General features: G+C 73.9%; 20 protein-coding genes. 3 read left to right on the plus strand and 17 right to left on the minus strand.

The annotated features are described in order from the left end of the window. Positions 1-45 precede the first annotated feature (45 nt). The 4 genes from era to ACFOY6_RS00215 all read right to left on the minus strand — a co-directional run bounded on the left by era (position 46) and on the right by ACFOY6_RS00215 (position 3,637). Positions 46-1,005: a GTPase Era gene (era, locus tag ACFOY6_RS00200; protein ID WP_379648223.1), complete on the minus strand. Its 960-nt coding sequence runs from the start codon at positions 1,003-1,005 to the stop codon at positions 46-48. Then, positions 1,002-1,703, minus strand: coding sequence for a ribonuclease III (gene rnc / locus ACFOY6_RS00205; protein WP_109515305.1), 702 nt, complete (start codon positions 1,701-1,703; stop codon positions 1,002-1,004). Before rnc ends, era begins: the two co-directional genes overlap by 4 nt. Before the next feature lie 13 nt (positions 1,704-1,716). Further along, positions 1,717-2,466 (minus strand): signal peptidase I, encoded by a 750-nt coding sequence (lepB, locus tag ACFOY6_RS00210; RefSeq protein ID WP_379634546.1) that lies wholly within the window; start codon positions 2,464-2,466, stop codon positions 1,717-1,719. 88 nt (positions 2,467-2,554) lie between these two features. Then, positions 2,555-3,637, minus strand: coding sequence for an LLM class flavin-dependent oxidoreductase (locus ACFOY6_RS00215; protein WP_379648226.1), 1,083 nt, complete (start codon positions 3,635-3,637; stop codon positions 2,555-2,557). A 46-nt stretch (positions 3,638-3,683) separates the two neighbouring features. Here ACFOY6_RS00215 and ACFOY6_RS00220 point away from each other — a divergent pair, with 46 nt between their 5' ends. Continuing rightward, positions 3,684-4,097, plus strand: a complete 414-nt coding sequence (locus ACFOY6_RS00220) for a hypothetical protein (protein ID WP_379648228.1) — start codon at positions 3,684-3,686, stop codon at positions 4,095-4,097. On the opposite strand, the gene ACFOY6_RS00225 is transcribed toward ACFOY6_RS00220, so the two are convergent. Continuing rightward, the gene (locus ACFOY6_RS00225) at positions 4,094-5,224 is read right to left on the minus strand and encodes a lysine-2,3-aminomutase-like protein (RefSeq protein WP_379634542.1); all 1,131 of its coding nucleotides are present in this window, start codon (positions 5,222-5,224) and stop codon (positions 4,094-4,096) included. The two genes, ACFOY6_RS00220 and ACFOY6_RS00225, sit on opposite strands and share 4 nt — an antisense overlap. Before the next feature lie 38 nt (positions 5,225-5,262). On the opposite strand from ACFOY6_RS00225, the gene epmA reads away from it, so the two are divergent. Continuing rightward, positions 5,263-6,369 carry an EF-P lysine aminoacylase EpmA gene (epmA, locus tag ACFOY6_RS00230; RefSeq protein ID WP_379648230.1) on the plus strand — a complete coding sequence of 369 codons (1,107 nt, stop codon included), beginning with the start codon at positions 5,263-5,265 and terminating at the stop codon, positions 6,367-6,369. Positions 6,370-6,406: 37 nt separating this feature from the next. Here the strand turns inward: epmA and ACFOY6_RS00235 are convergent, their stop codons facing one another. The 6 genes from ACFOY6_RS00235 to ACFOY6_RS00260 form a co-directional block, all read right to left on the minus strand. Beyond that, positions 6,407-7,135: a class I SAM-dependent methyltransferase gene (locus tag ACFOY6_RS00235; protein ID WP_379648232.1), complete on the minus strand. Its 729-nt coding sequence runs from the start codon at positions 7,133-7,135 to the stop codon at positions 6,407-6,409. 13 nt (positions 7,136-7,148) lie between these two features. Next, positions 7,149-9,953, minus strand: coding sequence for a rhamnan synthesis F family protein (locus ACFOY6_RS00240; protein WP_379648234.1), 2,805 nt, complete (start codon positions 9,951-9,953; stop codon positions 7,149-7,151). Beyond that, the gene (locus ACFOY6_RS00245) at positions 9,950-11,212 is read right to left on the minus strand and encodes a methyltransferase domain-containing protein (RefSeq protein WP_379648236.1); all 1,263 of its coding nucleotides are present in this window, start codon (positions 11,210-11,212) and stop codon (positions 9,950-9,952) included. Before ACFOY6_RS00245 ends, ACFOY6_RS00240 begins: the two co-directional genes overlap by 4 nt. Positions 11,213-11,279: 67 nt before the next feature. Then, positions 11,280-12,245 (minus strand): NAD-dependent epimerase/dehydratase family protein, encoded by a 966-nt coding sequence (locus tag ACFOY6_RS00250; RefSeq protein WP_109515314.1) that lies wholly within the window; start codon positions 12,243-12,245, stop codon positions 11,280-11,282. Between the two features lie 167 nt (positions 12,246-12,412). Continuing rightward, positions 12,413-13,186 (minus strand): arginyltransferase, encoded by a 774-nt coding sequence (locus ACFOY6_RS00255; protein WP_109515315.1) that lies wholly within the window; start codon positions 13,184-13,186, stop codon positions 12,413-12,415. Positions 13,187-13,250: 64 nt separating this feature from the next. Continuing rightward, on the minus strand, positions 13,251-15,695 hold the full coding sequence (locus tag ACFOY6_RS00260) for a penicillin acylase family protein (protein ID WP_379648239.1): 2,445 nt from the start codon (positions 15,693-15,695) through the stop codon (positions 13,251-13,253). Between the two features lie 77 nt (positions 15,696-15,772). On the opposite strand from ACFOY6_RS00260, the gene ACFOY6_RS00265 reads away from it, so the two are divergent. Beyond that, positions 15,773-16,159: a YraN family protein gene (locus ACFOY6_RS00265; protein WP_379634529.1), complete on the plus strand. Its 387-nt coding sequence runs from the start codon at positions 15,773-15,775 to the stop codon at positions 16,157-16,159. An 8-nt stretch (positions 16,160-16,167) separates the two neighbouring features. On the opposite strand, the gene acpS is transcribed toward ACFOY6_RS00265, so the two are convergent. The 6 genes from acpS to ACFOY6_RS00295 form a co-directional block, all read right to left on the minus strand. After that, a complete protein-coding gene (acpS, locus tag ACFOY6_RS00270) occupies positions 16,168-16,578 on the minus strand; it encodes a holo-ACP synthase (protein ID WP_109515318.1) in 411 nt (136 codons plus the stop codon). A 51-nt stretch (positions 16,579-16,629) separates the two neighbouring features. Next, on the minus strand, positions 16,630-16,935 hold the full coding sequence (locus tag ACFOY6_RS00275) for an alkylphosphonate utilization protein (protein WP_109515319.1): 306 nt from the start codon (positions 16,933-16,935) through the stop codon (positions 16,630-16,632). A 63-nt stretch (positions 16,936-16,998) separates the two neighbouring features. Next, positions 16,999-19,290, minus strand: coding sequence for a RelA/SpoT family protein (locus ACFOY6_RS00280; RefSeq protein ID WP_109515477.1), 2,292 nt, complete (start codon positions 19,288-19,290; stop codon positions 16,999-17,001). 13 nt (positions 19,291-19,303) lie between these two features. Further along, a complete protein-coding gene (gene rpoZ / locus ACFOY6_RS00285) occupies positions 19,304-19,708 on the minus strand; it encodes a DNA-directed RNA polymerase subunit omega (RefSeq protein ID WP_379648242.1) in 405 nt (134 codons plus the stop codon). Between the two features lie 110 nt (positions 19,709-19,818). Continuing rightward, positions 19,819-20,319 carry a 2-amino-4-hydroxy-6-hydroxymethyldihydropteridine diphosphokinase gene (gene folK / locus ACFOY6_RS00290; protein ID WP_379648244.1) on the minus strand — a complete coding sequence of 167 codons (501 nt, stop codon included), beginning with the start codon at positions 20,317-20,319 and terminating at the stop codon, positions 19,819-19,821. Between the two features lie 76 nt (positions 20,320-20,395). Then, on the minus strand, positions 20,396-23,434 hold the full coding sequence (locus tag ACFOY6_RS00295; RefSeq protein WP_379648246.1) for a two-component regulator propeller domain-containing protein: 3,039 nt from the start codon (positions 23,432-23,434) through the stop codon (positions 20,396-20,398). Between the last annotated feature and the right edge of the window lie 24 nt (positions 23,435-23,458).

The following is a 23,458-nucleotide window of genomic DNA, read 5'->3' on the forward strand; positions in this document are numbered from 1 at the left end:
CCGCGATCGCCGGAAGCGTGGATCGCCGGCTCAACACCCCGGCCCCTAGCCCGCGTCGTCCAGGCCGATGGCGCGCAGCCGGGCGCGCTCCTCGTCCCAGCCCTGGCGTTCCTTGACGTTGAGGAACAGGTGGACGCGGCGCTCCAGCAGCTTCTCCAGCTCGGCGCGCGCCCGGCGGCCGATCTCCTTCACCTTGGAGCCGCCATCGCCGATCAGGATCGCCTTCTGCGTGGCGCGGCCGACATAGATGGTGCAGTCGATCCGCACCGAGCCGTCGCGCCGCTCCTGCCACTGCTCGGTCTCCACCGTGGCGTGGTGCGGCACCTCCTCATGCGTCTGCCGCAGGATCTGCTCGCGCACGATCTCGGCGGCCAGCATCCGCTCCGGCAGGTCGGAGAGCTCGTCCTCCGGGAACAGCCAGGGGCCGTAGGGCAGGCGGACGGCCAGCGCCGTCATCAGCCGGTCCAGCCCGTCGCCCTTCTCGGCGCTGATCATGAAGGTCTCCTCGAAGGAGAGCTGCTCGTTCAGCGTGGCGGTCAGCGGCAGCAGCCGCTTGGTGTCGATCAGGTCGGACTTGTTCAGCACCAGCCAGATCGGCACCTTGCTGCGCTTGAGGACGGAGATGATGGATTCCACCGCCTCCGTCATGCCGGCGCGCGCATCGACGATCAGCAGCGCCACATCGGCGTCCTGCGCGCCTTCCCAGGCGGCGGCGACCATGGCGCGGTCGAGCCGCCGGCGGGGTGCGAAGATGCCCGGCGTGTCGGTCAGCACGATCTGCGTGCGGTCCTGCATCACCACGGCGCGGATGCGGAAGCGGGTGGTCTGCGGCTTCGGCGAGACGATGCTCACCTTGCTGCCGGCCAGCCGGTTCACCAGGGTGGACTTGCCGGCATTCGGCGCGCCCACCACGGCGACAAGGCCGCAGCGCGTCGGCGCCTCCGGTGTTCCGGCGGCGGGCGGGGGGGTGTTCGGGGTGTCGTTGGGCGGTGTGTCGTCGGTCATGTCTTGTTGCGTCCTGCCAGCCAGGCCTCGGCCGCCGCCTGCTCGGCCGCGCGCTTGGATTCGCCCTGTCCCTCCGCCTCGCGCCCGGCGGCGCGGACGGCCACGACGAAGACCGGCATATGGGACGGCCCGGTGGTGGAAACCAGCCGGTATTCGGGGAGGCCCTCGGCGCGCCCCAGCGTGTATTCCTGCAGCCGGCTCTTGGCCGACATGGGCGGGGTCGGGTCGGCTTCCATGAAGGCGCCCCATTCGCGGCGGATGAAGCCGCGCGCCACCTCCAGCCCGGCATCGAGATAGAGGGCGCCGATCAGCGCCTCGGTCGCGTCGGCGATGACGGTGAAGCGGCCGCGCAGGCCCGTGCGCCCCTCGGCGGGGGGGATGCGCAGCGCGGCGGGCAGGCCGATCGCCTCGCCCACCTTGGCCAGCGTCTCGGCCGCGACCAGCACGGAGAGGCGCTTGCCGAGCGCCCCCTCGCGCTCCTCGGGGAAGCGCTCGGCCAGCCATTCGGCCATCACCAGCGCCAGCACGCGGTCGCCCAGGAATTCCAGCCGCTCGTTGGAATCGAGCATGCCGCGCCTGGGATCGGCAGCGGAGCGGTGGGTGAGGGCGTGCGAGAGCAGCCCCGGATCGTTGAAGCTGTGGCCGATGCGGGACAGGAAGGCCGCCCCGTCCGGCAGGGCGGGACCGGCCTTGCTCATGCCGCCCGCTCCCTCACCGCACGCCCGAGAAGATGCGGTCCCAGCGCACCGCGAAGGGCCAGGCCCAGACTTCCCACCACGCCGCCGTGCCATCGACCGAGAAGAAGATCATCTCGGCGCGGCCCACCAGGTTCTCCACCGGCACGAAGCCCACCGCGTTCATCTCGCGGCTGTCGAGGCTGTTGTCGCGGTTGTCGCCCATGGCGAAGACATGGCCGGCCGGCACCACGTATTCGGTGGTGTTGTCGTACTGCCCGTCATCCGAGGCTTCCAGGATCTCGTGCCGCACGGGCGCGCCGCCGCCGGCGGCGGGCAGCGTCTCGCGGTAGCGGCGCACCGTCATGCGCGGGCCGTCGCCCTCCACCGTGTAGAGGCCGAGCCCCTCGCGCGGCACTTCCTGTCCGTTCAGGAACAGCCGGCCGCCGCGCACCTGGATCCGGTCGCCGGGCAGGCCGACGATGCGCTTGATGTAGTCCGTGCTGTTGTCGCGCGGGTACTTGAACACCGCCACGTCGCCGCGCGCCGGCAGCGAGCCGAAGATGCGGCCCTGGAACAGCTCCGGGCTGAACGGCATGGAGTGCCGCGAATAGCCATAGGCGTATTTCGAGACGAACAGGTAGTCGCCCACCAACAGGGTGGGGATCATGCTGCCCGAGGGAATGTTGAAGGGCTCGAAGGCGACGGTCCGGATGCCGACGGCGATAAGCCCGGCATAGACCACGGTCTTGATGCTTTCGAGCCAGCCGCCGGTTTTCTTCGTCATCGGATGGTGTGCGCGAGGCCCTGCTTCGGTACGCCGCGCCAGCCGCCGCGACCCAGGAGGGGGGTAGAGCGCGGCGCGGGGGGCGCTGTCAAGGAAGGGCGGGAGTCGGGCGGAGGGCGCCGGCCGCCCCGGCGCCGCCCGGAGCGCCCGCTGCCAGGCCGAAGGCACCGGCCAGCAGGCTGAGGGATTCGCGCCGCGCCGCCGGGTCGTGCACCGGTGTCAGCACCGCCACCTCCTCCGCGCCGAGTTCGGCCGCCAGCGCCTCCAGCCGCGCCTTCACCTGCTGCGGCGTGCCGATGATGGCCCGCGCCTGCATCCGCGCCAGCTTCTCCCGCTCCGCCTCGGTGTAGGGGTGCGCCGCGGCCTCCTCGGGCGTCGGCAGGGGCGGGTAGATGCCGCGGTCCCGCGAGAGGCGCCACAGCGCGCGGGAGGAGAACAGCCGCGCCGCCTCCGCCTCCGTGGCGGCGCAGAGGGCGAAGACGGCGATCGCCGCGCGAGGCGCCGGCAGCCGCCCCGCCTCGGCGCGGAAGCCCTGGCGGTAGAGCGACAGCGCCTGCTCTGCCCCCGCGCCATCGGTGATGAAATGCGCGAAGCAGTAGGGCAGGCCGAAATAGGCGGCGAGCTGGGCGCCGTAGTCGGAGCTGCCCAGCATCCACAGCTCCGGCCGCGTCGGCACCTCGGGCTGGGCGTGGACGTCGCGGAAGGGGTGGTTCACCGGCAGCCCCTCGCCGAGCCAGCCCAGCAATTCCTGCACCTGGGCCGGAAAGCGGTCGCCCTGGCCCAGCAACCCCTGCGCGGCAGCCGGGTTCAGCGCATAGGCGGTGCGCCCGTCGCTGCCCGGCGCGCGCCCCACCCCGAGGTCGATCCGCCCCGGCGCGATCGCCTCCAGCACGCGGAACTGCTCGGCCACCTTCAGCGAGGAATAATGCGGCAGCATCACCCCCGCCGAGCCGACGCGGATGCGCCGCGTGGTGGCGGCGATGGCGGCGATCAAGATCTCGGGTGCGGCGCCGGCATGGCTGCGGCTGTTATGGTGCTCCGCCAGCCAGTAGCGGGCGTAGCCCAGCGCATCGGCATGCTGCGCCATGGCCAGGGTCTCGCGGATCGCCGCGTCGGCGCCGCGGCCGGAGGCGATGGTGGACTGGTCGAGGATGGAGAGAACGAGTGCCATGGCGGCAGGTTAGCGCCTTGCCGTCCCACGAAAAGGAAAAGCTGCCATGGGGGAGGAAACCGCCAGCCGCGCCATGGTCGCGGCGCATACCGCCGTGATGCGCCGGCAGTTCGCGCTGCTGGGCTCCAGCCGGCTGCCGGCGGTGCGCGGGATGGAGCGGATCTGGTGCTTCATGGAGGCGGTGCGGGCCGCCCAGCGCGGCACGCGGCTGACGCAGAAGGATCTCTATGCCCTGAGCTCCGGGGCGCTGAGCATGGCCACCCTCTCCCGTGCCGTGGCCGACGGGGTGGAGCTTGGCTACCTGATGCAGCGCCCGGCGCCGGAGGACAGCCGGGTGCGGCTGATCGAGCCCACCCCTCTCGGCCTGCGCCGCCTGGCGGAGCTGGCGCCGGAGGCGATGGAGGAACTGCGCGCCGTGCTGGCCGGGGAGGAGGAGGACAGCACCCCGGCGGCCGACTAGGGCCGGCCCCCTCCGCCGCGGCCCGGGGGAGGCGCTGCGGCCTGCCCCGCCGCCGGGGCGCCCGCGCGCCCGGGGTGGCGGTGCGGCTGGTGGTCGAGCGGGCCTTCCACGAGCCAGTCCGCCCCGTCGGCGGTGGCGAAATCCGGCCCCAGCGGCGCCTTGCCGGCGCCGCCCGGCAGGTCCAGCACATAGGCCGGCCAGGCCAACCCGGTGAGCCGCCCCCGCAGCGCCCGCAGGATGGCGCGGCCCTCCGCGACCGGCACCTCGAAGCGCGCCGTGCCGGGGGCGCGATCCAGCTGGTGCAGGTAGTAGGGCTTCACCTGCGCGGCCAGCATGGCGCGGAACAATGCCGCCAGCGCCTCGGGGCTGTCGTTCACCCCGCGCAGCAGCACGCTCTGGCCGAGCAGCGCCACGCCGGCGCGGCGCAGCACCCGCAGCGCCGCCCGCGCGGGAGCGGCGAACTCCCGCGCGTGGTTGGCGTGCACGCAGAGGAACAGCGCCTTCTCGGTGCCCGCCAGGGCCTCGGCCAGGGCGGGCGTCACCCGCTCCGGCGCCGAGACGGGCACGCGCGAGTGCAGCCGGATGATGTCCAGATGCGGAATGGCCGAGAGCCGCGCCAGGATGTGCGCGAGGCGCCGGGGCGAGAGCATCAGCGGGTCGCCGCCGGTCAGGATCGCCTCGCGCACGGTCGGGGTGGCGGCGAACCAGTCCAGCGCCGCCTCCAGCTCCGCCTCCGAGAGCAGCCCGCCATCCGGCCCCACCACCTCGCGCCGGAAGCAGAAGCGGCAATAGACGGGGCAGGCCAGCAGCGGCTTCAGCAGGGCGCGGTCCGGGTAGCGGTGCACCACGCCCTTCACCGGGGTGAAGGGGGCGTCGCTGGTCGGATCGCTGCGCTCCTCGGGAAGGGTGGTCAGCTCGGCGATGTCGGGCACATATTGCCGGGCGATGGGGTCGGCCGGGTCGGCGCGGTCGATCAGCGCCTGCACCGCCGGGGTGAGGGCGATGGCGTAGGTCTCGGCCAGCCGCTCCAGCCCGGGCGCCAGATCGGGCGGCACCAGCCCGGCTTCCACCAGGGCGGCGGCGTCGCGCAGGGTGCGGGGCTTCAAAGGCGGGGAACCGTCGGGCATGGTGCGCGCGCCTTACGCCCGGAGGCCGCAGCGCCGCAATGCCCGATCCCGCAACCCAGCCTTCCCTGCCCGTGTGGCACCCCGAGAGCCTGGCCCGCCGCCTGCCGGCGCTGCGCCGCCGTGCCCGCCTCGCCGCCGAGACCCGCGCCTTCTTCGCCGCGCGCGGCTACACCGAGGTGGAGACCCCCGCTCTGGTGCCGGCGCCGGGGATGGAGGTGCACCTCGCCGCCTTCCGCAGCGAGTTCCGCCCGATACTGGGTGAGGGCGGCTTCCCGCTCTGGCTGCGCACCTCGCCGGAGCTGGCGATCAAGCGGCTGCTGGTGGCGGGCTGCGGGCCGGTGTTCGAGATCGCGCGGGTGTGGCGCAATGGCGAGGTCAGCCCGCGCCACGCGCCCGAATTCACCATGCTGGAATGGTACCGCCCCGGCGCCACGCTGGCGGGGCTGATGGACGAGACGGAGGAATTCTGCCGCGCCGTGCTGCCGCCGCGCGTGGCCTTCGGCGGCGTGGAGACCGACCTGGCGGCGCCCTTCGAGCGGCTCACCGTGGCCGAGGCCTTCGCCCGCCATGCCGGCGGCCTCGACATCCTGGCCACGCTGGACGCGGCGGGGGAGGGCGACACGGCGGCGCTGCACGCGGCCGCCCGCGCCGCCGGCTTCACGCCGCGGCCGGCCGAGAACTGGGAGGATCTGTTCTTCCGCATCCTGCTGGAGCGGGTGGAGCCGGCGCTGGGCCGGGTGCGGGCCACCTTCCTCACCCACTGGCCGGCGCCCCAGGCGGCGCTGGCCCGGCGCGACCCGGCCGATCCGCGCGTGGCGCTGCGCTTCGAGCTGTTCATGGCCGGCATCGAACTGGCCAATGCCTTCGACGAGCTGACGGATGCGGCGGAGCAGGCCACCCGCTTCGCCCGCGACGTGGCCGAGCGCCAGCGCCTGTATGGCGAGGGCTGGCCCGTGGACGGGGATTTCCTGGCCGCCCTGGCGCAGGGCATGCCGCCCACCGCCGGCATCGCGCTCGGCTTCGACCGGCTGGCCATGCTGGCGGCGGGGGCGGGCAGCGTGGCGGAGACGCTGTGGCTGGGCCACTGGCCCTATCCGGCAGGTCCCCTCGCGGATGAAACCGGGGAAGGGTCTTCAGGCCCCTGAATCCCGGAACGATTCCCGGAAGAGTTCGCCGCCCCGCTCAGCGCCAGCGGGACAGCCAGCCCCGGCGCGGCGCCTCGCCCCCGGCGCGGCGCGCGCTGAGGGCCAGGGCGGCGGGGAACTCCACCGCGTTCAGCGTGACCGAATCGAAGCCCGCCTCGATCACGCCGCGCCAGGCATCGGCGCCGTATTCGGTCTGCACCCGCCAGTCCTCGCCGCTCTGCGCCGGGTCGCCATGGTAGCTGGGAGGCAGCCCGGCCCGGCTGCGACTCATCCGCCCGACGATGATCGGCACCGTGTAGGCCAGCGTGCCGCCCGGCCGCAGCACGCGGTGGCATTCGCGCAGCGCGGCCGCCGGGTCCGGCACATGCTCCAGCGTGTCGGAATGCAGCACGGCGTCGAAGCTCGCATCGGCGAAGCTCAGCGCCTGCATGTCCTCCTGCGGATAGGTGGCGAGGCGGTAGCCGGGCATGGGCTTCAACGCCTCGCCCAGGCCGGCGGCGCCGTTCAGATCCAGCACCCGCAGCCGGCGCGCGGCGCGGCTGGTGGCGAAGCGGGCCAGCACCGGCCCGCCTTCCCAGGCCGCGAGCAGGGCGCGCGCCAGCGCCATGGCGCGCAGATTGCCGCCGCAGGCGAGGCAGGTGCGGCCCTGCTGCCGGTCGATATAGGCGGCCTCCTCGGCCGACAGCTCCCACTCCGCGATCAGGCCGGGCCACAGCACCGGCCGGTCCTCGAAGGCGGTTCCGCCGCAGATGGCGCAGAAGGTCATGCCCGGCCTCTCCCTACCAGCTGGTGCCCGGCGCGCGCAGCCCGCCGACGGTGAAGCCCGCATGCCGCGCCACGAAAGGCATCAGCCGCTCCAGCGCGTGCAGCATGGTGCCGTCATAGGGCAGCGGCTCCTCCGGATAGTCCTCCCAGCCCAGATCCAGGGCCAGCAGCGGCCGCAGCGCCGCGGGGCGGGCCCAGAACATGGTGCCGAGCGGGAAGTCGAAGGCCTCGTCCAGCGGCTGCGGCAGGCCCATCCGCGACGCCAGCGCCTCGGCCACCGCCCGGTTGCCGTCCCAGCCGACGATGTGCGGGTCCTCCGCCATCAGCAGGCCCAGCGCCGGACGCGCGGCGAAGGCCGCGGCGGCGAGGTCGAGCATGGCGTGCTCGCCGCCCACCAGATTCTCCCACAGGAAATCGCACCAGACGCGCCCCAGCGTCGTATCGACCGAGATGCTCTTCTTGCCGTGCACATGCCCCACCACGTCGTAGCCGCCTTCGGCGATCTCCCGCGCGAAGCCGGTGAGGAAGGGGCCGATGTCGCGGCCGCGGTTCGGCACCAGCCGCACCGTCACGGCGCCATGGTGGTGGCGGAAGGCATGCCGCAGCGTGGCGGCCTTGCCCTCGCTGTCGGTGGACAGCAGCAGGTCGCAGGCGTTGCGGTTGGCGGCGAGGCGGCTGGCCAGCTCCGGTGCCATGTCGGTGTAGTGGAAATGCGCCTGCAGCGCCATGCGCGGGGCCGCCCCCGGCGCGGGCGGCGGGCTGGCGGGCGAGAACACCTCGCGCAGCCAGGGGCCGGCGGGGCGGCCCTGCTCCAGCCAGTGCGTCACCGGCTCCGCCTCGGCCTGCGGGCCATCCAGCCCGTGGGCGCGGGCATAGACCTGCGGCTGGAAGCCGGCGAAGGGCCGCCGCAGCAGCGGCGTGGGCGAGGCCTCCCGGATGCCGGACCACAGCGCCCATTGCCGCACGGCCAGCCGCTCGGCCGCGCCCGGCTCCTCCGGCGCGGTGCCGGGGGCGAAGGCCATGTCCGGATCGACCAGGCCGGAATCGATCAGCCGGTCGGTCCGCGCGCGGCGGGCCGGGTCGGCGGCGGCGCGGCCCCAGGCGTCGATCTGCCGCACATAGGCGTCCATGTCGTAGGCCCGGGCGCCGACGCGGGCGACCTGCTCGCGGCTGGCCGCCCGCAGCGCCGGGTCCTCCGCCAGCCGGCAGAGCGCCTGCGCGGCGGCATGGGCATCGAGATGCGGCACCACCATCCAGGCGATGTCCGGGTCGGAGGCCAGGATCTCGGCCGTGCCGCAGGCGCCGGCGAAGCAGACCGTCGGAATGCCGCGGGTGACGGCGTCGATGCCCACATTCGGCTGCGGGTCGAGCCGCGAGCACATGAAGAAGGCGTCGGTGGCGGCATAGACCGGCTCCAGGTCGCTCACGGCGTCCATGAAGGCGAAGCTGTCCCCCAGATCCGACTGCGCGATCTGCTCGGCCAGGTAGGAGGAGTAGGTGTTGTCCTTCTCCGGGTCATAGCCATGGCCGATCCAGACGAAGCGCAGCTTCAGGTCGGGCCGCAGCCGCCGGGCGGTGGCGGCGGCGGCGATGAACAGGTCCACCCCCTTGCGGATGTGCACGAAGCCGGCCCCCAGCACCAGGAAGGCGTCCTCCATGCCGGGCGGGCGCAGGATGGCCCGCTGCCGCTCCGACAGGGGCTCGGCCTCGCCCGCGGGCATGGTGGGGTCGGAGCGGCCCTGCGGCATGATGTGCACGCCGCGCCGCTCGCGCAGCTCGGGGAAGGCCTCGAAGGAGGAGCGGGCGACGACCTGCGCCGGGAACACCACGTGCTCGGCATGGTCGTAGATGTCGCGCATCCGCCGCAGCGGCCGGGTGTAGGTGGCGAATTCGTGCACCAGCGCCACCACGGGCACGCCGAGCCGCGTCAGGGGCGGCACCATCAGGTGCGTCTCGATGCTGTTGGCCACCGCGTAGAGCGGCTGGTACAGCGCCACCAGCCGCTCGGCGATGCGCTGCATCTCGGCCGCCTTCCATTCCTCCCAGACCAGCGGGCCGATGACGACGCTGGCCATGCGGGCGAAATCGGCCTCCAGCTCGCCGCCATGCATCATCAGGCAGACGATGCGGTAGTCCCGGGAGAGGCGGCGGATCAGGTTCCAGCCCAGCACCGGCGCGCCGGTGCGCGAGCCGTCATGCGAGATGAACAGCATCACCGGCCGCCCGTCTTCCGGCAGGGGCGGGAAGCTGAGGCGGTTCACCACCGGGCGGGCGGGGCGGCCTTCGCGCTGGCCGTGCTCGATGTAGTGCAGCAGCGGATGCACGCCCGCGGCCGCGAGGTCCGGGTTGCTTTCCAGGTAGAAGACGGGGTCGAAGCTGTCGCCCGGCTGCCAGCCCAGCAGCTCCCCGATCAGCACGTAATGCGTCACTGGGTCCAGGCCCGCGGGCAGCTGGCGGCCATAGGCCGCCTCGTCGAACACCGCGCCGGCGCGGATGCGGTCGGCGAGCACCTGGGCCTCGGCCGGGTTGCGCGGCAGGGGGCTCGGCGTCATCAGCGACAGCTCGGCCCAGACCAGGCCGGGCGGGCCATCGTGGCCGGACGCGCTGTAGTAGGGCCGCAGGAAATCGCTGGAGAAGCCGGGGCCGGGTTCCAGCCCCAGTCGCCAGCCGGTGCTCAGGTAGTGGCCGGCGGCGTCCGCCATCTCCGGCAGGTCGGCCTCGGCGCGGTAGAACAGCTCGTCCAGCACGCCGGATTCGCGCAGCAGCGCGGCATCCTCGGCGCTGGACGGCGAGGCGGCGGGGTCCAGCGCCGCGCTCACGGGCGGCCCTGCCCGACGAGGCGGTCGCGCAGCCTGTGCCGCAGCGGCCGTGGCACCAGGCGGGCCAGATGCAGCACCCCCAGGCGGTGCAGCCGGGCGATCCGCTGCGCGCGCATCTCGGCCTCCTGCGCATCCTGCCGTGCCCGCTCGGCCGCCTCCAGCCGCAGGCGCTCCAGCTCGGCCATCTCGGCTTCCGTGGCGCCGGTGTTGCCGGCCGGCACCGCGCCGCGCGGCGGGCGCCGCCGGAAGGCCTGCCGCAGCGCCGCGTGCTGGCGCCGCAGCCGCTCCATCTCCCCTTGCAGCCCTTCCGCTTGGCCGTGGAGCAGGCCGATCTCCTCCCGCGCCGCGCTCAGCTCGTCCTGCAGGCGGGCGATGGTGGCGACGTTGTTCCGGGCATTCTCCTCGTAGATGGCGGCCTGCGTGGCATAGGCCGCGAGCTCCCGCCGCGTCGCCTCCGGGATCTCGCCCACGGGGGGGAGCGTGCTCGCCTGCACCAGGCCCTGGATCTCGCTGGTCTCGATGAAGAGCGAGTTCGGCACGTCATCCACCGCCGAATCGGAGGCGACGGCGATGAGGTAGGGGGGGCGGGGCAGGGCGCCGCTGGCCTCGTAATGCGCCGGGCCGCGCTTCTCGAAGGTCAGGGTGCGGGCCGGGCCGGTGCCGTCATCCGCCACCAGGGCGGAGCCCATCATCGGCCGCTGCGCGAGGAGATGCACCCGCGGGAAGAAGCGGCGCAGCAGCGCCTCGAATTCCGGGCGGGACAGCTCGTTCACATGGTAGGGGTTGGCCGCGCTGCCGGGCGGCGAATACACGTCCCGCTCGGGGGAGGAGATGATGAGGCGCCCGCCGGGGCGCAGCACCCGGCGCACCTCCGCCATGAACTGGTCGTGCTCGTAGAAATGCTCGAGCGTCTCGAAGGAGACCACGGCATCGACGCTGGCATCGGCCGCCGGCAGGCGGCGCGCGTCGCCCTGCTGGTAGCGCAGGTTCGCGGCGGGGTAGGCCCGCGCCGCGTGCTCCACCGCCTGGGCCGAAAGCTCCACGCCCAGCACGGAGCGCGCCGCCTGCGCCAGCAGGGCGGAGCCATAGCCTTCGCCCGCGGCCACATCCAGCACGTCCAGGCCGCGGCACAGGCTGCGCGCCAGGAAGTAGCGGTGCAGGTGCTCGATCTCGACCTGCCCGGAGGTGGCGGTGGTCAGACGCTCGCCCGTCCACTCCAGAGGCGCCGCGGGCATCACCCGTTCGAAGATCTCACCCACGCGCTTGGTCTCCCTTCCGCTGTTCTGCTGCCCGCATGACGCGGCCGGGCGGGCCGCGTCGCCTATCTCAGCCCATGGTCGAGAGCGTGGCCGCGCCGGCCAGGTCGCTCAGGGTCCGGCTCATGCCCTCGGCGAAGGACAGGCGGGGCGCCCAGCCCAGCACGTCGCGCGCCCGGCGGATGTCCAGCACGCTGACCGGCACGTCGAAGGCCCTGCCGGGCTCGCGCCGCACGGCCAGGCGGCGGCCGAGGCGCGCCTCCAGCTCCGCGATGATGGTGTTGAGGCTGGTGCCCTGGCCGCTGCCGATGTTGACGACCCAGTTCTCCCCGACCTCGGGGCAGGTGGCCAGCGCCGCCATGCCGGCCGCCGCGTCGGCGATGTGGATGAAGTCGCGCACCACCTCGCCATCGCCCCAGATGGTGATGGGCTGGCCGGTGAGGGCATGGTGCAGGAAGGTGGTGGCGGCGCCCTGGCCGCGCGCGAGGTCCTGCCCGGCGCCGAAGGGATTGGCGAGCCGCGCCACCCGGCAATCCAGCCCGTAAAGGGCGCGGTAGAGGCCGAGATACAGCTCCACCGCCGCCTTGCCGGCGCCATAGGCGGTGATCGGCGCGAGGGTGTGCTCCTCCGGCACCGGAACCTGGCGCAGCCGGCCATAGACCGTGCCACCGGAGGAGGAGAAGACCAGCCGCGGCGCCGCCTTGCCCCGCCGGCGCATGGCCTCGAGCAGGGCGAGGGTGGGGGTGGTGTTCAGGGCGAGGTCGCGGGCAGGGTCGGCATTGGCGCTGGCCGGCAGCGAGGCCCAGACATAATGGTGCACCACCGCCACGCCTTCGAGCATGGCGTCCCAGTCGGCGGTGGCCAGGTCGGCGGTGCAGTGGCCGATGCGGTGGCGGACCGCCTCGGGGTAGGTGACGGAGAGCGGCGCCCTGTCGCAGAGCATGACCGTCTCCCCGGCCTCGGCCAGGAGCAGCGCCACATGGCGGCCGATGAAGCCGCAGCCGCCAAGGATGAGATGATGGCGGGTCCCGGTCATGGCGCGAAGGAATCCAAGCTTTGTCTTTCCGTGAACAGGGCCATGAGCAGAACGCCGGGCCCTGAGGGGCCCCCGCGCTTATAGGCGAGGTGGGGAGGGCGCGCCACCACCCCTCCCAGCGCGGCTCGGGACGTGGCCCAGGGGAGCGTGGCCCGGGGGAGTGTGGCTCAGGGCGTGGCGGCGGTGGCCAGGGTGGCGGTGCCCGCCTCCGGCATGCCGCCGCGCGGCAGCGGGCGCCAGGTGCCGCCGGCCAGGATCTCGCTGGGGTGGAAGCGCGCCTTGTAGGTCATCTTGCGGCTCTGCGGCACCCAGTAGCCGAGATAGACGTAGGGCAGCCCCAGCTCCACCGCCCGCCGCACCAGCCACAGGATGATGAAGGTGCCGAGCGAACGCTTCTCCAGCTCCGGCTCGTAGAAGGAGTAGACGGCCGACAGCCCGTCGCTCAGCCAGTCGGTCAGGCAGCCGCCGAGCAGCCGGCCATCGGCGTCGCGGAACTCCACCAGCCCGGTGGTGATCGGCGTGTCCTCCACCATGGCGCGGTAGTCGTAGAAGCCCATCGCCGCCATGTCGCCATCCTGGTGGCGGCTGCGCTGGTAGCGCTGGAACAGCGAGAACTGCTCGGCCGTGGCGCGCGCCGGGGCGGGGCTGCCCTGCACCCCCTCATTGGCGCGGGCGACGCGGCGCTGCGTGCGGTCCGGCCGGAAGCCGGCGGCGTCGATGCGGATGGGAATACAGGCCTGGCAGCCCGGGCAGACCGGCGAATAGGCGATGTTGTGGCTGCGGCGGAAGCCGGCGCGCGAAAGCCGGTCGTGCAGCGGCTCGGCATCGGGGCCGGTCAGCTCGGTCACGATCTTCCGTTCCAGCCGGCCGGCCAGGTAAGGGCAGGGCAGCGGCGCGGTGGTGTAGAAGAATTGCGGGCGGCGGGTGGAGCGGTGCAGCATCTGTTCCCCTACTTTCCCTGCCCGCGCGCCACGATGCAACGGTGGATGCGCACCTTCCGCCGCCTCATTCGCCCGTGGCCCCGCCGGGCACCAGGGTGAACTGGCCGCCCGCCTGCTCCGGCACGGCGCCGAGGCGCAGCAGCCGCGCCCCTTCCGCGCCCTGTCCCGCCCAGAGCGGCGCCTGGTCTCCCCAGTGGCGGGAGAGCGGGTGGCCCGACTGCCCGGTGGCGATCACCGCCCAGGCGCCGTCGGGCGTGGCGAGGTCGAACACGGCGCGCAGGCCGGGGCCGTGCACGTGGCGGAAGCCGCCATCCATGCCGCCGCGGTTGACCGTCTCGCCATCGCCCGGCGTGGGCAGGGCGATGGCCGTCCAGCCGCCGAGGCCGGGGAGGAAGCGCAGCAGCGGGTGCTCGAACCGCACTTCATGCGCATCCCCCCAGCGCCAGGCCGCGGGGTCCGGGCCGAAGCGCGCCACCAGCGCCTCCACCGCCTCGGTCAGCGCGGCGGCGGCGAGCGCGGCACAGGCGCCGCCGGGGGCGAATTCCGGGGCCGGGCGGGGCGCGCCAGCTTCGGCGGCGGGGCGGCACCAGTGCGCGCCGCGCCCGTCCGGGTGCAGCACGAAGCGCAGGAACTCCGCCGTGGGCGGCCAGCCGCCCTCCGGCACGCCGCCATGCGCCAGCGCCATGCGGGTGGCCAGCTTCCACCAGGCGTTGAAGATGAGCGGCTGCGGCCGGTCCACCGCCATCTCGCCCTCCCAGCCCAGCAGCAGGTCGCGCGCCACGCCGGCCGGGCCGCCGGGGCGGGGCAGGGCCAGCAGCACCGGCAGCACCTCCCGCGCGAACAGGCTGGTGGCATCCTGCTGGATCGCCGCCTGGTCCTGCGGCGTGTGGCGCCCGCGCTGCGCCAGCAGGCCGTGGATGCGGCGGAAGCGCCAGTCGCCATGCCAGTCGCGGCCGAGATAGGGCTCCGCGCCCTCCGGCTGCACGCGGTTGTTGGCGTTCACCAGTGCGCCGCCGGCGGGGCGCTCGGCATGGGGCAGCGCGTCGAAGGGCAGGAAGCCGGCCCAGTCATGGCTGCCATCCCAGCCGGGCGCGGGCAGGCTGCCATCGCCCGCGCGGCGCAGCGGCGTGCGGCCGGTGAGGTACATGGCGATGCCGCCCGCCGCCTCCGCCACCATCAGGTTCTGCGGCGGCGCGGTGATGCGGGCGGCCGCCGCCCGCGCCGTGGCGAGGTCGCCCGCGCGGTTCAGCGCCAGCAGCCCGGCGGCGGCGCTGTCGCCCGGCTCCAGATTGGCCATTTGCACCGCGAGCACCGTGCCGTCCGCCGGGCTGCCCTCCAGGTCGGAGATCACCGGGCCGTGCCGCGTCTCGCGCACCCGCAGCACCTGCTCCTCCTGGCCGCGGATGGCGATGCGCTCCTCCCGCACGGCGAAGGGGCGGGGGCCGTCCGGCGTCTCGTAGCCCTCGGCGCCGGAGAGGCGCTCGATGAACAGGTCCTGCGTGTCGGAATGGGTGGTGGTGAAGCCCCAGGCCAGGCTCTCGTTGCGGCCGATCACCATGAAGGGCACCCCCGGCGCGGTGGCGCCCGCCAGGAAGCGGCCGCCCGGCAGCTCGATCCGCGCCAGATACCACAGGATCGGCGCCTGGAAGCCGAGATGCGGGTCGGACGCCAGCAGCGCGCCGCCACTGGCCGAGCGGGCGGGCGCCAGCGCCCAGGCGTTGGAGGCGACATTGGGCAGCGGCGCATCCTCGGGGAAGCGCGGCAGGGCGGCGGCGAGGCGCGCCATCCGCCCCGGCTCCAGCAATCCCGGCTCCAGCGCCGCCTGCCGCTCCGCCGCGCCATCGGGGCGGCCGGGGCTGTCATCGGCCGGCCACAACTCGGCCAGCCGCGCGGGCGGCAGCAGGGCGGCGAGGCGGGCGCGGTCCAGCTCCGTGCGCCAGTTGTTGGAAAGCCACAGCCCCATGGTCTTGGCCCAGAGCAGCGAATGCGCCGGCTGCCACGGCTCCGGCACGCCGAGCGCCAGGAATTCCGGCGCGGCGAGGCGGCCGCGCGCGCCGATCCAGGCGTTCACCCCCTCGGCATAGGCCTCCAGCACGGCGCGCGTGTCGGGCGGCAGGGCGTCGTAATCGGCCTCGGCGCGCTGGCGGAGCCCGAGGGTGCGGTGGAAGCGGTCCAGCCGCAGCGCCGCCGGGCCGGCGATCTCGGCCAGGCGGCCGCTGGCGTTGCGGCGCATCAGCTCCATCTGGAACAGCCGGTCCCGCGCATGCAGCCAGCCCAGCGCGCGCGCCGCGTCCGCCTCGGTGCGGGCGGTGATGCGGGGGATGCCGTGCGAATCCTCCACCACCTCCACCGGGGCGGAGAGGCCGGGCAGGCCGATGCGCCCCGCGCGCGGGGGCAGGCTGGCCCAGAGCAGCCCGGCCGCGCCGAGGCCGGCCAGGATCAGGATCAGGGCGGCGGCGATCAGGCCGCGACGGAAGAAGCGGCGCAGCCGGCCGGGGCGTCTCTGCATGCTTCCCGATGTGGGGCGGAAGGCGCGCGGCCACAGCCCGGCTTGCGCCGTTTCACGCCTGCGTGAAGAGTGGCGCGATGCGCCGCACGCCCGAGACACGCGCCGCCGCCACGATGCGCGGCCAGCAGGCGGAGGAAGCCGTGGCCGCCCGGCTTGAGGCGGCGGGCTGGGCGGTGCTGGCGCGCCGCCTCCGGGGCGCGCGCGGCGGCCCCGCCGGAGAGATCGACCTCGTCGCCGAGCGGGAGGGGCTGCTGGCCTTCATCGAGGTGAAGGCGCGGGCGGAGCTGGCGGGCGCCGCCCTGGCGCTCGGCCCCCGCCAGCGCGCCCGCCTGCTGGCGGCGGCGGAGGCCTGGATGGCGGCGAACCCCGGCCATGGCGCGGCCGGCGTGCGGTTCGACGTGGTGCTGGTGGACGGGGCCGGGCGGATGCGGCGCATTGCCGATGCCTTCCGGCAGGAAGGATAGGCGCCGCCTCAGGGCACCAGCCGCACCGCCGCGATGATGACGATGGCCTGGGCGTAGGGATACTCGTCGGTCATGGTCAGGCTGACCTGGGCGCCGTAGCCCTGCGGCGTGATGGCGTCCAGCCGCTGCGCCGCGCCGCCGGTGAGGCGCAGCGAGGGCTGGCCGGTGGAGAGGTTCACCACCCCAAGGTCGCGCCAGAACACGCCCGCCCGGAAGCCGGTGCCGAGCGCCTTGGAGGCCGCCTCCTTGGCGGCGAAGCGCTTGGCATAGGTGGCGGCGCGCAGCTTGGGCGTGCGCGATTCCGCCTTCTTGCGCTCCAGCGGGGTGAAGACCCGGTCGAGGAAGCGGTCGCCGTAGCGCTCGATGGAGCGCTCGATGCGGCGGATGTCGACGATGTCGTTGCCGAGGCCGATGATCATGCCAAGGCTTTAGAGCAGAATCCCGCTAGGCAAAATCACCTCCGGGACAGCTCAGCGCTTGCGCACGAACTCCGTGCGCAGCACCAGCCCCTTGATGCTCTCATGCTTGCAGTCGATCTCGTCCGGGTCGTCGGTCAGGCGGATCGAGCGGATGACGGTGCCCTGCTTCAGCGTCTGGTTGGCACCCTTCACCTTCAGGTCCTTGATGAGGGTGACGGAATCGCCATCGGCCAGCAGGTTGCCCGCCGCGTCGCGCGGCTGCGGCCGGGCCGCCTCGGCGGCGGCGGCCAGCTCGGCGGCCGGGCGCCACTCGCCGGTGGCCTCGTCATAGACATACTCGTCGCTGCTCTCGGCCATGGCCGGCTCTCCCGCGGATAAGGCGCGGGTTCTCCCCCCGCCGGGGGAGGCCGGCAAGGGGTCTCAGCCCTTGCTGCGCTCCACCTGGATGATGCCGGGGCAGGCGCGCAGCGCCGCCACCACGTTGGAAAGGTGGCGCAGGTCGCTCACCTCCAGGTCCACCACCACCTCGGCATAGTCCGGCGCGCGGTGGGCGAAGCGGAGGTTGTGCAGCTTGCCGTTCTGCTTGGCGATGACGACCGTCATGGCGGCGATGGCCGAGTCCTCGTTGGCCGTCACCACGTCCAGCCGGCCGAGATGCGCGCCGCCCGAGCCGGCCTCGTAGTCCCAGTCGATGTCGAGGAAGCGCTCGGGCGTGGCGGAGAAGGCCTCAAGGTTGTGGCAGTCATGCTTGTGCACCGTCACCCCCTTGCCGGTGGAGACGATGCCGACGATGCGGTCCCCCGGCACGGGGTGGCAGCAGCCGGCGAACTGCACCGCCATGCCCGCGACCAGGCCGGTGATGCCGGAGCTGGCCTCCCGCCGCCGCTCGGGGCGCATGACGGTGGCGCCGGGCTTGCCGCGGGCGCGGGCCAGCGGCAGGTGGTCCATCGGCCGCGGCGGGCCGCGCAGCTCGGGGATGGCGGCGTGCAGCACCTCCCGCGCCGAGAGGTTGCCGTTGCCGACGGCGACGCACAGCTCCTCGAAGCCCGGCTGCTTGAAGGCCTTGAGGGCGGGTTCCAGCAGCTTCTCGGAGAATTCCAGCCCCTCCTGCCGGAAGGCCTTGGCGATGGCGCTGCGCCCCTGCTCCTGGAACTCCGTTCGCTGCCGCGCCATGACGAAGCGCTTGATGCGCGCCTTGGCCTTGCCGGTGACGACGAAGCGCTCCCAGGCCGGGTTCGGCGTGCCGCCGCGCGCGGTGATGATCTCGACCTGGTCGCCATTCTCCAGCTGGTGGCGGAGCGGCACGATGCGGCCGTTGATCTTGGCGCCGACGCAGGCATCGCCCACCTGGCTGTGCACCTGGTAGGCGAAGTCGATCGGCGTGGCGCCGCGCGGCAGGGCGATCAGGTCGCCCTTCGGCGTGAAGCAGAAGACCTGGTCCTGGTGCAGGGCGAGCTTGGTATGCTCCAGGAACTCCCCCGGCTCGGCGGCGGATTCGAGGATCTCCAGCAGCTCGCGCACCCAGGGGTAGCGGCGCTGCTTCGGCGCCTCGGCCGTGGGGCTGCCGCCCTGCTTGTACATCCAGTGCGCGGCCACGCCGTACTCGGCGATCTCGTGCATGTCCGGCGTGCGGATCTGCACCTCGATCTTGGCGTTGCGACGCTCCGGCACCGTGACGCCGGTGTGCAGCGACTGGTAGCCATTGGGCTTGGGCGTCGAGATGTAGTCCTTGAACCGCCCGGGCACCACGCGGTAGGCGGAGTGGATGGCGCCCAGCGCCGCGTAGCAGTTCGCCTTGTCCGTGGTGACGACGCGGAAGGCCATGATGTCCGAGAGCTGCTCGAACTCCACCTTCTTCTCGTGCATCTTCATCCAGATCGAGTAGGGCGATTTCTCGCGCCCCGTCACCTCGACCACCGGCACCTCCGCCTCCCGCAGCCTGGCCTTGAGGTCGGTGGCGACGTCGTCGATCAGGTCGGCGCCCTGGCCGCGCAGGAAGGCGAGGCGGGCGGTGATGGTCTGGTAGGCATCCGGCTGCAATTCCCGGAAGGAGAGGGATTGCAGCTCGGTCTTCACCGCGTCCATGCCGATGCGCTCGGCCAGCGGCGCGTAGATCTCCATCGTCTCGCGGGCGATGCGGGCGCGGCTCTCCGGCTTCGGCTTGAAGTGCAGCGTGCGCATGTTGTGCAGCCGGTCCGCCAGCTTCACCAGCAGCACGCGGATGTCCTCGCTCATGGCGAGGACGAGCTTGCGGAAGTTCTCCGCCTGCTTGGTCCGCTCCGATTGCAGCTCCAGCCGCGTCAGCTTGGTGACGCCGTCGATCAGCCGGGCGATGTCGGCGCCGAAGCGCTTCTCCAGCTCCGGCAGGCCGAAGCTGGTGTCCTCCACCACGTCGTGCAGCAGGGCGGTGGCGATGGTGGCGGTATCCAGCCGGTAGCCGGCCAGGATGCCGGCCACGGCCAGCGGATGGGTGATGTAGGGGTCGCCATTCTCCCGCGCCTGGGAGGCGTGCGCGGTGGCGGCGATGTTGTAGGCGGATTCCAGCAGCGCCACATCGGCGCGCGGATCATAGGCGGCGACCCGCCGGGCCAGCTCGGTGCCCGGCGTCTCCACCGGCGGCGGCGGCGCCGGCACGGCGATGGCGGGGCCGGATGGCAGCCCCTCGGGCGCACGCGGCGCCGGGTTGAAGCTCGGCCCGGCGCCGGGTTTCAAGCGCGCCCCCGGCTCAGCGGCGGCCGCCGCCGCCGCCGAGCTGGGCGGCAATCGCCGCCTCGATGTCGTCGGGCGAGAGATCCTCGAGGCCGGCGCCCTCGGGCGAGTTGTCCTCGCTCACATCCATCACGCCGAAGATGTTCTCGTCGGTGGCGATGAGGTCGATCACCTCCTCCTCCACCGGCTCCGGCTCCGGCGCGCGCAGCAGGGACTTCACGAGGTCCTCGTGCAGCGCGTCCAGCTCCACCGTCTCGTCGGCGATCTCGCGCAGGGCAACGACGGGGTTCTTGTCGTTGTCCCGGTCGACCGTCAGCTCCTCGCCCCGGCTGATGTTGCGGGCGCGCTGCGCGGCGATCAGGACCAGCTCGAAGCGGTTCGGGATCTTCAGGATGCAGTCTTCGACCGTGACGCGGGCCATGGGCGGCCTCCAACTCAAAATCTGTGCTGAACGCCTGAGATAGCCACCGCATCCGCGAATAGCAAGCTTCTGGCGCCTTTGTGCGCCGCGCGGCCGGCGCGGCGGCCGCGTCAGAGAGGCCGCATCGGCGCCGCCGGCAGTTCCGCCAGCAGCGCTTCCACGCTGCGGCCGAGGCGCGGGTGCACCCAGCCCGGCGCCACCTCGGCCAGCGGCTCCAGCACGAAGCGGCGCAGATGCGCGCGCGGGTGCGGCAGCACCGGGTCCGGCGCGTCGCGCACCGTCTCCCCCATGGCCCCCATGGCGATGATGTCGAGGTCCAGGGTGCGCGGGGCGTTGGGGTAGGGGCGCTGGCGGCCGGCCGCCTGCTCCAGCGCCTGCAGCGCCGCCAGCAGCACCGCGGGACCGAGGCCGCCGGCGCAGCGCGCCACGCCGTTCACATACCAGGGCGCGCCGGGCAGGGGTGGCTCCGGCGCCGTCTCCCACCAGCGCGAGACGGCCTCCAGCCGCAGGCCGGGAATGCCGTCCAGCGCCGCCGCGGCGGCCTCGCAGGTGGCGCGCGGGGCGCGGCCATCCGTGCCGGGGAGGTTGGCGCCGAGCGCGATCAGGATCATGCGGGGGGTTCCGGCCGGGCGTTGCGGCGCCCCCATGCCACGGAAGCGCGCCGCCATGGAAGGGTGCCCTGCCGCGTCAGGCGGCCCGCACCTGGTCGCGCCCGCCATGCTTGGCGGCATAGAGGGCCGCGTCGGCCCGGTGGATCAGCGCCTCGAGCGACTCGCCGCGCTGCCAGGCGGCGACGCCGCCGCTCACCGTCACCACCAGGCGGCCGCCCTCCCAGGACACCGGGTTCTCCGCCTGGGCGGCGCGGATCCGCTCGGCGATGGCGCGGCCCCCCGACGCATCGCAGCCCGGCACCAGCAGCATGATCTCCTCGCCGCCATGCCGGCCCAGCAGGTCCTGCGGCCGGCAGAGGCGGGCGGCCAGCCGGCAGAAGCCGACCAGCGCCGCATCCCCCGCATTGTGGCCATGGGTGTCGTTGAGCTGCTTGAAGCGGTCGAGATCGAACAGCACGAGGGCGAAGCCGGGGCCGCCATGCTCCGCCTCCGCCAGGATCTGCGCCGCCCGCTCGGCGAAGCGGCGGCGGTTGAGCAGGCCGGTCAGCGGGTCGGTGCCGGCCAGCCGGTCCAGGCGGCGGTTGGCGGCGCGCAGCTCGCGGGTGCGCTCATCCACCAGCCGGGTCAGCTCACGCTGGCGGTGGCGCAGATAGGCGGTGCGGCCCTGCACCAGCCCCATCACCGCCAGCCCGCAGACCATCAGCGCCAACAGGCCGAACCAGGTGCTCTCAAACCAGCGCGGCGGCACAGCCAGGACCAGCGAGGTCTCGGCCGCGGGGCCGGCGCCCACGGGTCCGGTCCAGGCGCGCACCTGCAGGCGGTGCAGGCCGGGAGGCAGACGCTCGAAATGGGCGGCGGGGTCCTCCGGGTTGGCCTCGGTCCATTCCTGGTCGAGGTCAGCGAGGCGGTAGGCGTAGCGCGTGCCGGCGGGGGCGTGGAAGTCGAGCAGGGCGAAGTCCACCCGCAGCCGCCGCACGCCTGTGGGCAGGTCGAGCCGCGTGCCGGCGGTGGGGGCGAGGCCTGGCGGCATCGCGTGGCCATCCAGCGCCATGCCGGTGAAGCCGATGCGCGGCGGCGGGCGGGGCTGCTCGGCCCGCCCGGGCAGCACGATGGAAAGGCCGCCCAGCCCGCCGAACAGCAGCTCGCCCCCCGGCGCCCGGGCGGCGGAGCGTGGCAGGTAGGTGCGCACCCGCACCCCGTCGCGCATGGTCAGCACGCGGGCCGGCCCGCCATCGGCCGGGATCATCGTCAGGCCCCGGGCGGTGGAGGCCCAGATCCGGCCCTTCGCATCCGGCAGCAGGGCGGCCACGCTGTTGTCGCTCAGCCCCTGGCGGGTGGTCAGGGTGCGGAAGCGCGGCGCCTCGCCCGGCGGCGGCGGCCAGCTGCCGACCACCCCCACCCCGCCGCCGAAGGTGCCGACCCAGATCCGCCCCCGCGCATCGGCCAGCACGGAGCCGATGTTGTCGTGCGGCAGGCTGTCGGGCCGGCCGGGGTCGTGCCGCAGGGTGATGGGCTCGGCACTGCCGGATAACGAGGCGGAAGGCGGAAAGAGGCTGAGCCCCCCCGCCGTGCCAACCCAGGTGCCGGCGGCGCCGATCTGGTCGATGCCGTGCACCGGCGTATCGGCCAGGCCGCTGTCCGGCGTGATGCCGCGCTGCCAGCGGCGCAGCACCCGCCCCGCCGCGTCCAGCCGGAGCATCCCCTCCTGGGTGCCCACCAGCAGCCCGTCGCCATCCCGTGCCAGCGCGTTCACCACCTCGCCCTCCAGGGCGGGAATGGCGGAGGGCGTGACCTCCAGGCTGCGGCCGTCGATGCGCGCCACGCCGCGGGCGCCCGCCAGCACGCTGCCATCCGGCAGCGGCAGCAGCGCCTGCACCTCGCGCGCCGTCTGCGGGTCTTCCAGCTGCAGCCGGTGCAGCGCGCCCGTGGCGGGGTCCAGCACGTCGATGCGGCCCTGGCCGAGGCCCAGCCAGGCGCGGCCCTGCCGGTCCACCGCCACGCTGTGGACGTTCTGGTCCGAGAGGGTGAGCGGCGACAGGGGCGAGGGCAGCACGGAGAGCACGGCCCGCGCCTGGGTGTCGTGCCGGTTCACGCCGCGCTCGGTGGCGATCCAGACATTGCCCGAGCGGTCCCGCAGCATCGCCCGCACCGCGTCGCCGGAGGGCGAGACGGGCAGGGCGGGGTCGTGCTGGATCAGGGTGGGGGCGTGCTCGCCATCCACCGCGATGATGCCGATGCCGTCGGTGGCGGCCCAGAGGAGGCCGGGGCTGGGCTCCAGCAGGGCGGTGATGGTGCGGCCGCCCGCCTGGCCCTGGCGGCCGGACAAGCCGGGGCGGGAATGCACCACGCCGTCCTCGACCCGGCCCAGGCCGCTGCGGCCCGTGCCGAACCACAGCCGCCCCGCCGCGTCCTGCAGCAGCGACCACACCGCGTCCTCCGCCATCTCGCGCGCCAGGGCGGTCTCGGCCTCCAGCGGGCGGAAGATGGCCTTGTCCGGCAGGCGGCGGCGCAGCCCGGCGCCGCTGCCCACCCAGAGTGTCCCGTCCGCCTCCTCCAGCACCGAGAGGGCGCTGAGCTGCGGCCAGCCGGGTACGGGCTCTATGCGTTCGGCGCCGGCCGGCCAATGGGCCAGCCCGGCCTCGCTGGCCACCCAGGCGCCGCCGTCGCGCGCAGGGGCGAGGGCGAGGATGCGGCTCCAGCCCGGTGCCCTGTCCGGCGGCTCGATGGCGATGAAGGCGTCCGTGTTGGGGTCGAAGCGCGCCAGTCCGCCGGCATGGGTGCCGACGAGCAGCCCGCCATCCGGCAGGGCGAGCAGCGCCCGCACATGGTTGTCCGGCAATCTGTCGCTCTCGCCCGGGCGCGCCACATAGGGCTGCACGCGGTAGCCGTCATGCCGGGCGAGACCCCCCAGCGTGCCGATCCAGATCGCCCCCTGGCGGTCCTGCGTCAGGGCGGTGGCGGTCTCGTAGGGCAGGCGGCGGGCGGCCGCGATCGGCTCGAACACCCGGGTGGCGAAAGCCTCCCAGTGCGAGGCGGCGGCGGCCGGCGCGAGCCCGGAAAGGGCCAGAGCCGCGAGCAGACAGCCCACCAGCCGCAGCGGGACGCTGCGCGGCAAGGTATGGAACCCGAGACGGCCGGC

This window comes from Teichococcus aestuarii (genome assembly GCF_042651065.1).
Classification (GTDB): Bacteria; Pseudomonadota; Alphaproteobacteria; order Acetobacterales; family Acetobacteraceae; genus Pseudoroseomonas; species Pseudoroseomonas aestuarii.

What these genes read in the sequence shown, in the direction of transcription:
- era (WP_379648223.1), bottom strand. Translation starts at nt 1,005, where the DNA reads ATGACCGACGACACACCGCCCAACGACACCCCGAACACCCCCCCGCCC.
- rnc (WP_109515305.1), bottom strand. Translation starts at nt 1,703, where the DNA reads ATGAGCAAGGCCGGTCCCGCCCTGCCGGACGGGGCGGCCTTCCTGTCC.
- lepB (WP_379634546.1), bottom strand. Translation starts at nt 2,466, where the DNA reads ATGACGAAGAAAACCGGCGGCTGGCTCGAAAGCATCAAGACCGTGGTC.
- ACFOY6_RS00215 (WP_379648226.1), bottom strand. Translation starts at nt 3,637, where the DNA reads ATGGCACTCGTTCTCTCCATCCTCGACCAGTCCACCATCGCCTCCGGC.
- ACFOY6_RS00220 (WP_379648228.1), top strand. Translation starts at nt 3,684, where the DNA reads ATGGGGGAGGAAACCGCCAGCCGCGCCATGGTCGCGGCGCATACCGCC.
- ACFOY6_RS00225 (WP_379634542.1), bottom strand. Translation starts at nt 5,224, where the DNA reads ATGCCCGACGGTTCCCCGCCTTTGAAGCCCCGCACCCTGCGCGACGCC.
- epmA (WP_379648230.1), top strand. Translation starts at nt 5,263, where the DNA reads ATGCCCGATCCCGCAACCCAGCCTTCCCTGCCCGTGTGGCACCCCGAG.
- ACFOY6_RS00235 (WP_379648232.1), bottom strand. Translation starts at nt 7,135, where the DNA reads ATGACCTTCTGCGCCATCTGCGGCGGAACCGCCTTCGAGGACCGGCCG.
- ACFOY6_RS00250 (WP_109515314.1), bottom strand. Translation starts at nt 12,245, where the DNA reads ATGACCGGGACCCGCCATCATCTCATCCTTGGCGGCTGCGGCTTCATC.
- ACFOY6_RS00255 (WP_109515315.1), bottom strand. Translation starts at nt 13,186, where the DNA reads ATGCTGCACCGCTCCACCCGCCGCCCGCAATTCTTCTACACCACCGCG.
- ACFOY6_RS00260 (WP_379648239.1), bottom strand. Translation starts at nt 15,695, where the DNA reads ATGCAGAGACGCCCCGGCCGGCTGCGCCGCTTCTTCCGTCGCGGCCTG.
- ACFOY6_RS00265 (WP_379634529.1), top strand. Translation starts at nt 15,773, where the DNA reads ATGCGCCGCACGCCCGAGACACGCGCCGCCGCCACGATGCGCGGCCAG.
- acpS (WP_109515318.1), bottom strand. Translation starts at nt 16,578, where the DNA reads ATGATCATCGGCCTCGGCAACGACATCGTCGACATCCGCCGCATCGAG.
- ACFOY6_RS00275 (WP_109515319.1), bottom strand. Translation starts at nt 16,935, where the DNA reads ATGGCCGAGAGCAGCGACGAGTATGTCTATGACGAGGCCACCGGCGAG.
- rpoZ (WP_379648242.1), bottom strand. Translation starts at nt 19,708, where the DNA reads ATGGCCCGCGTCACGGTCGAAGACTGCATCCTGAAGATCCCGAACCGC.
- folK (WP_379648244.1), bottom strand. Translation starts at nt 20,319, where the DNA reads ATGATCCTGATCGCGCTCGGCGCCAACCTCCCCGGCACGGATGGCCGC.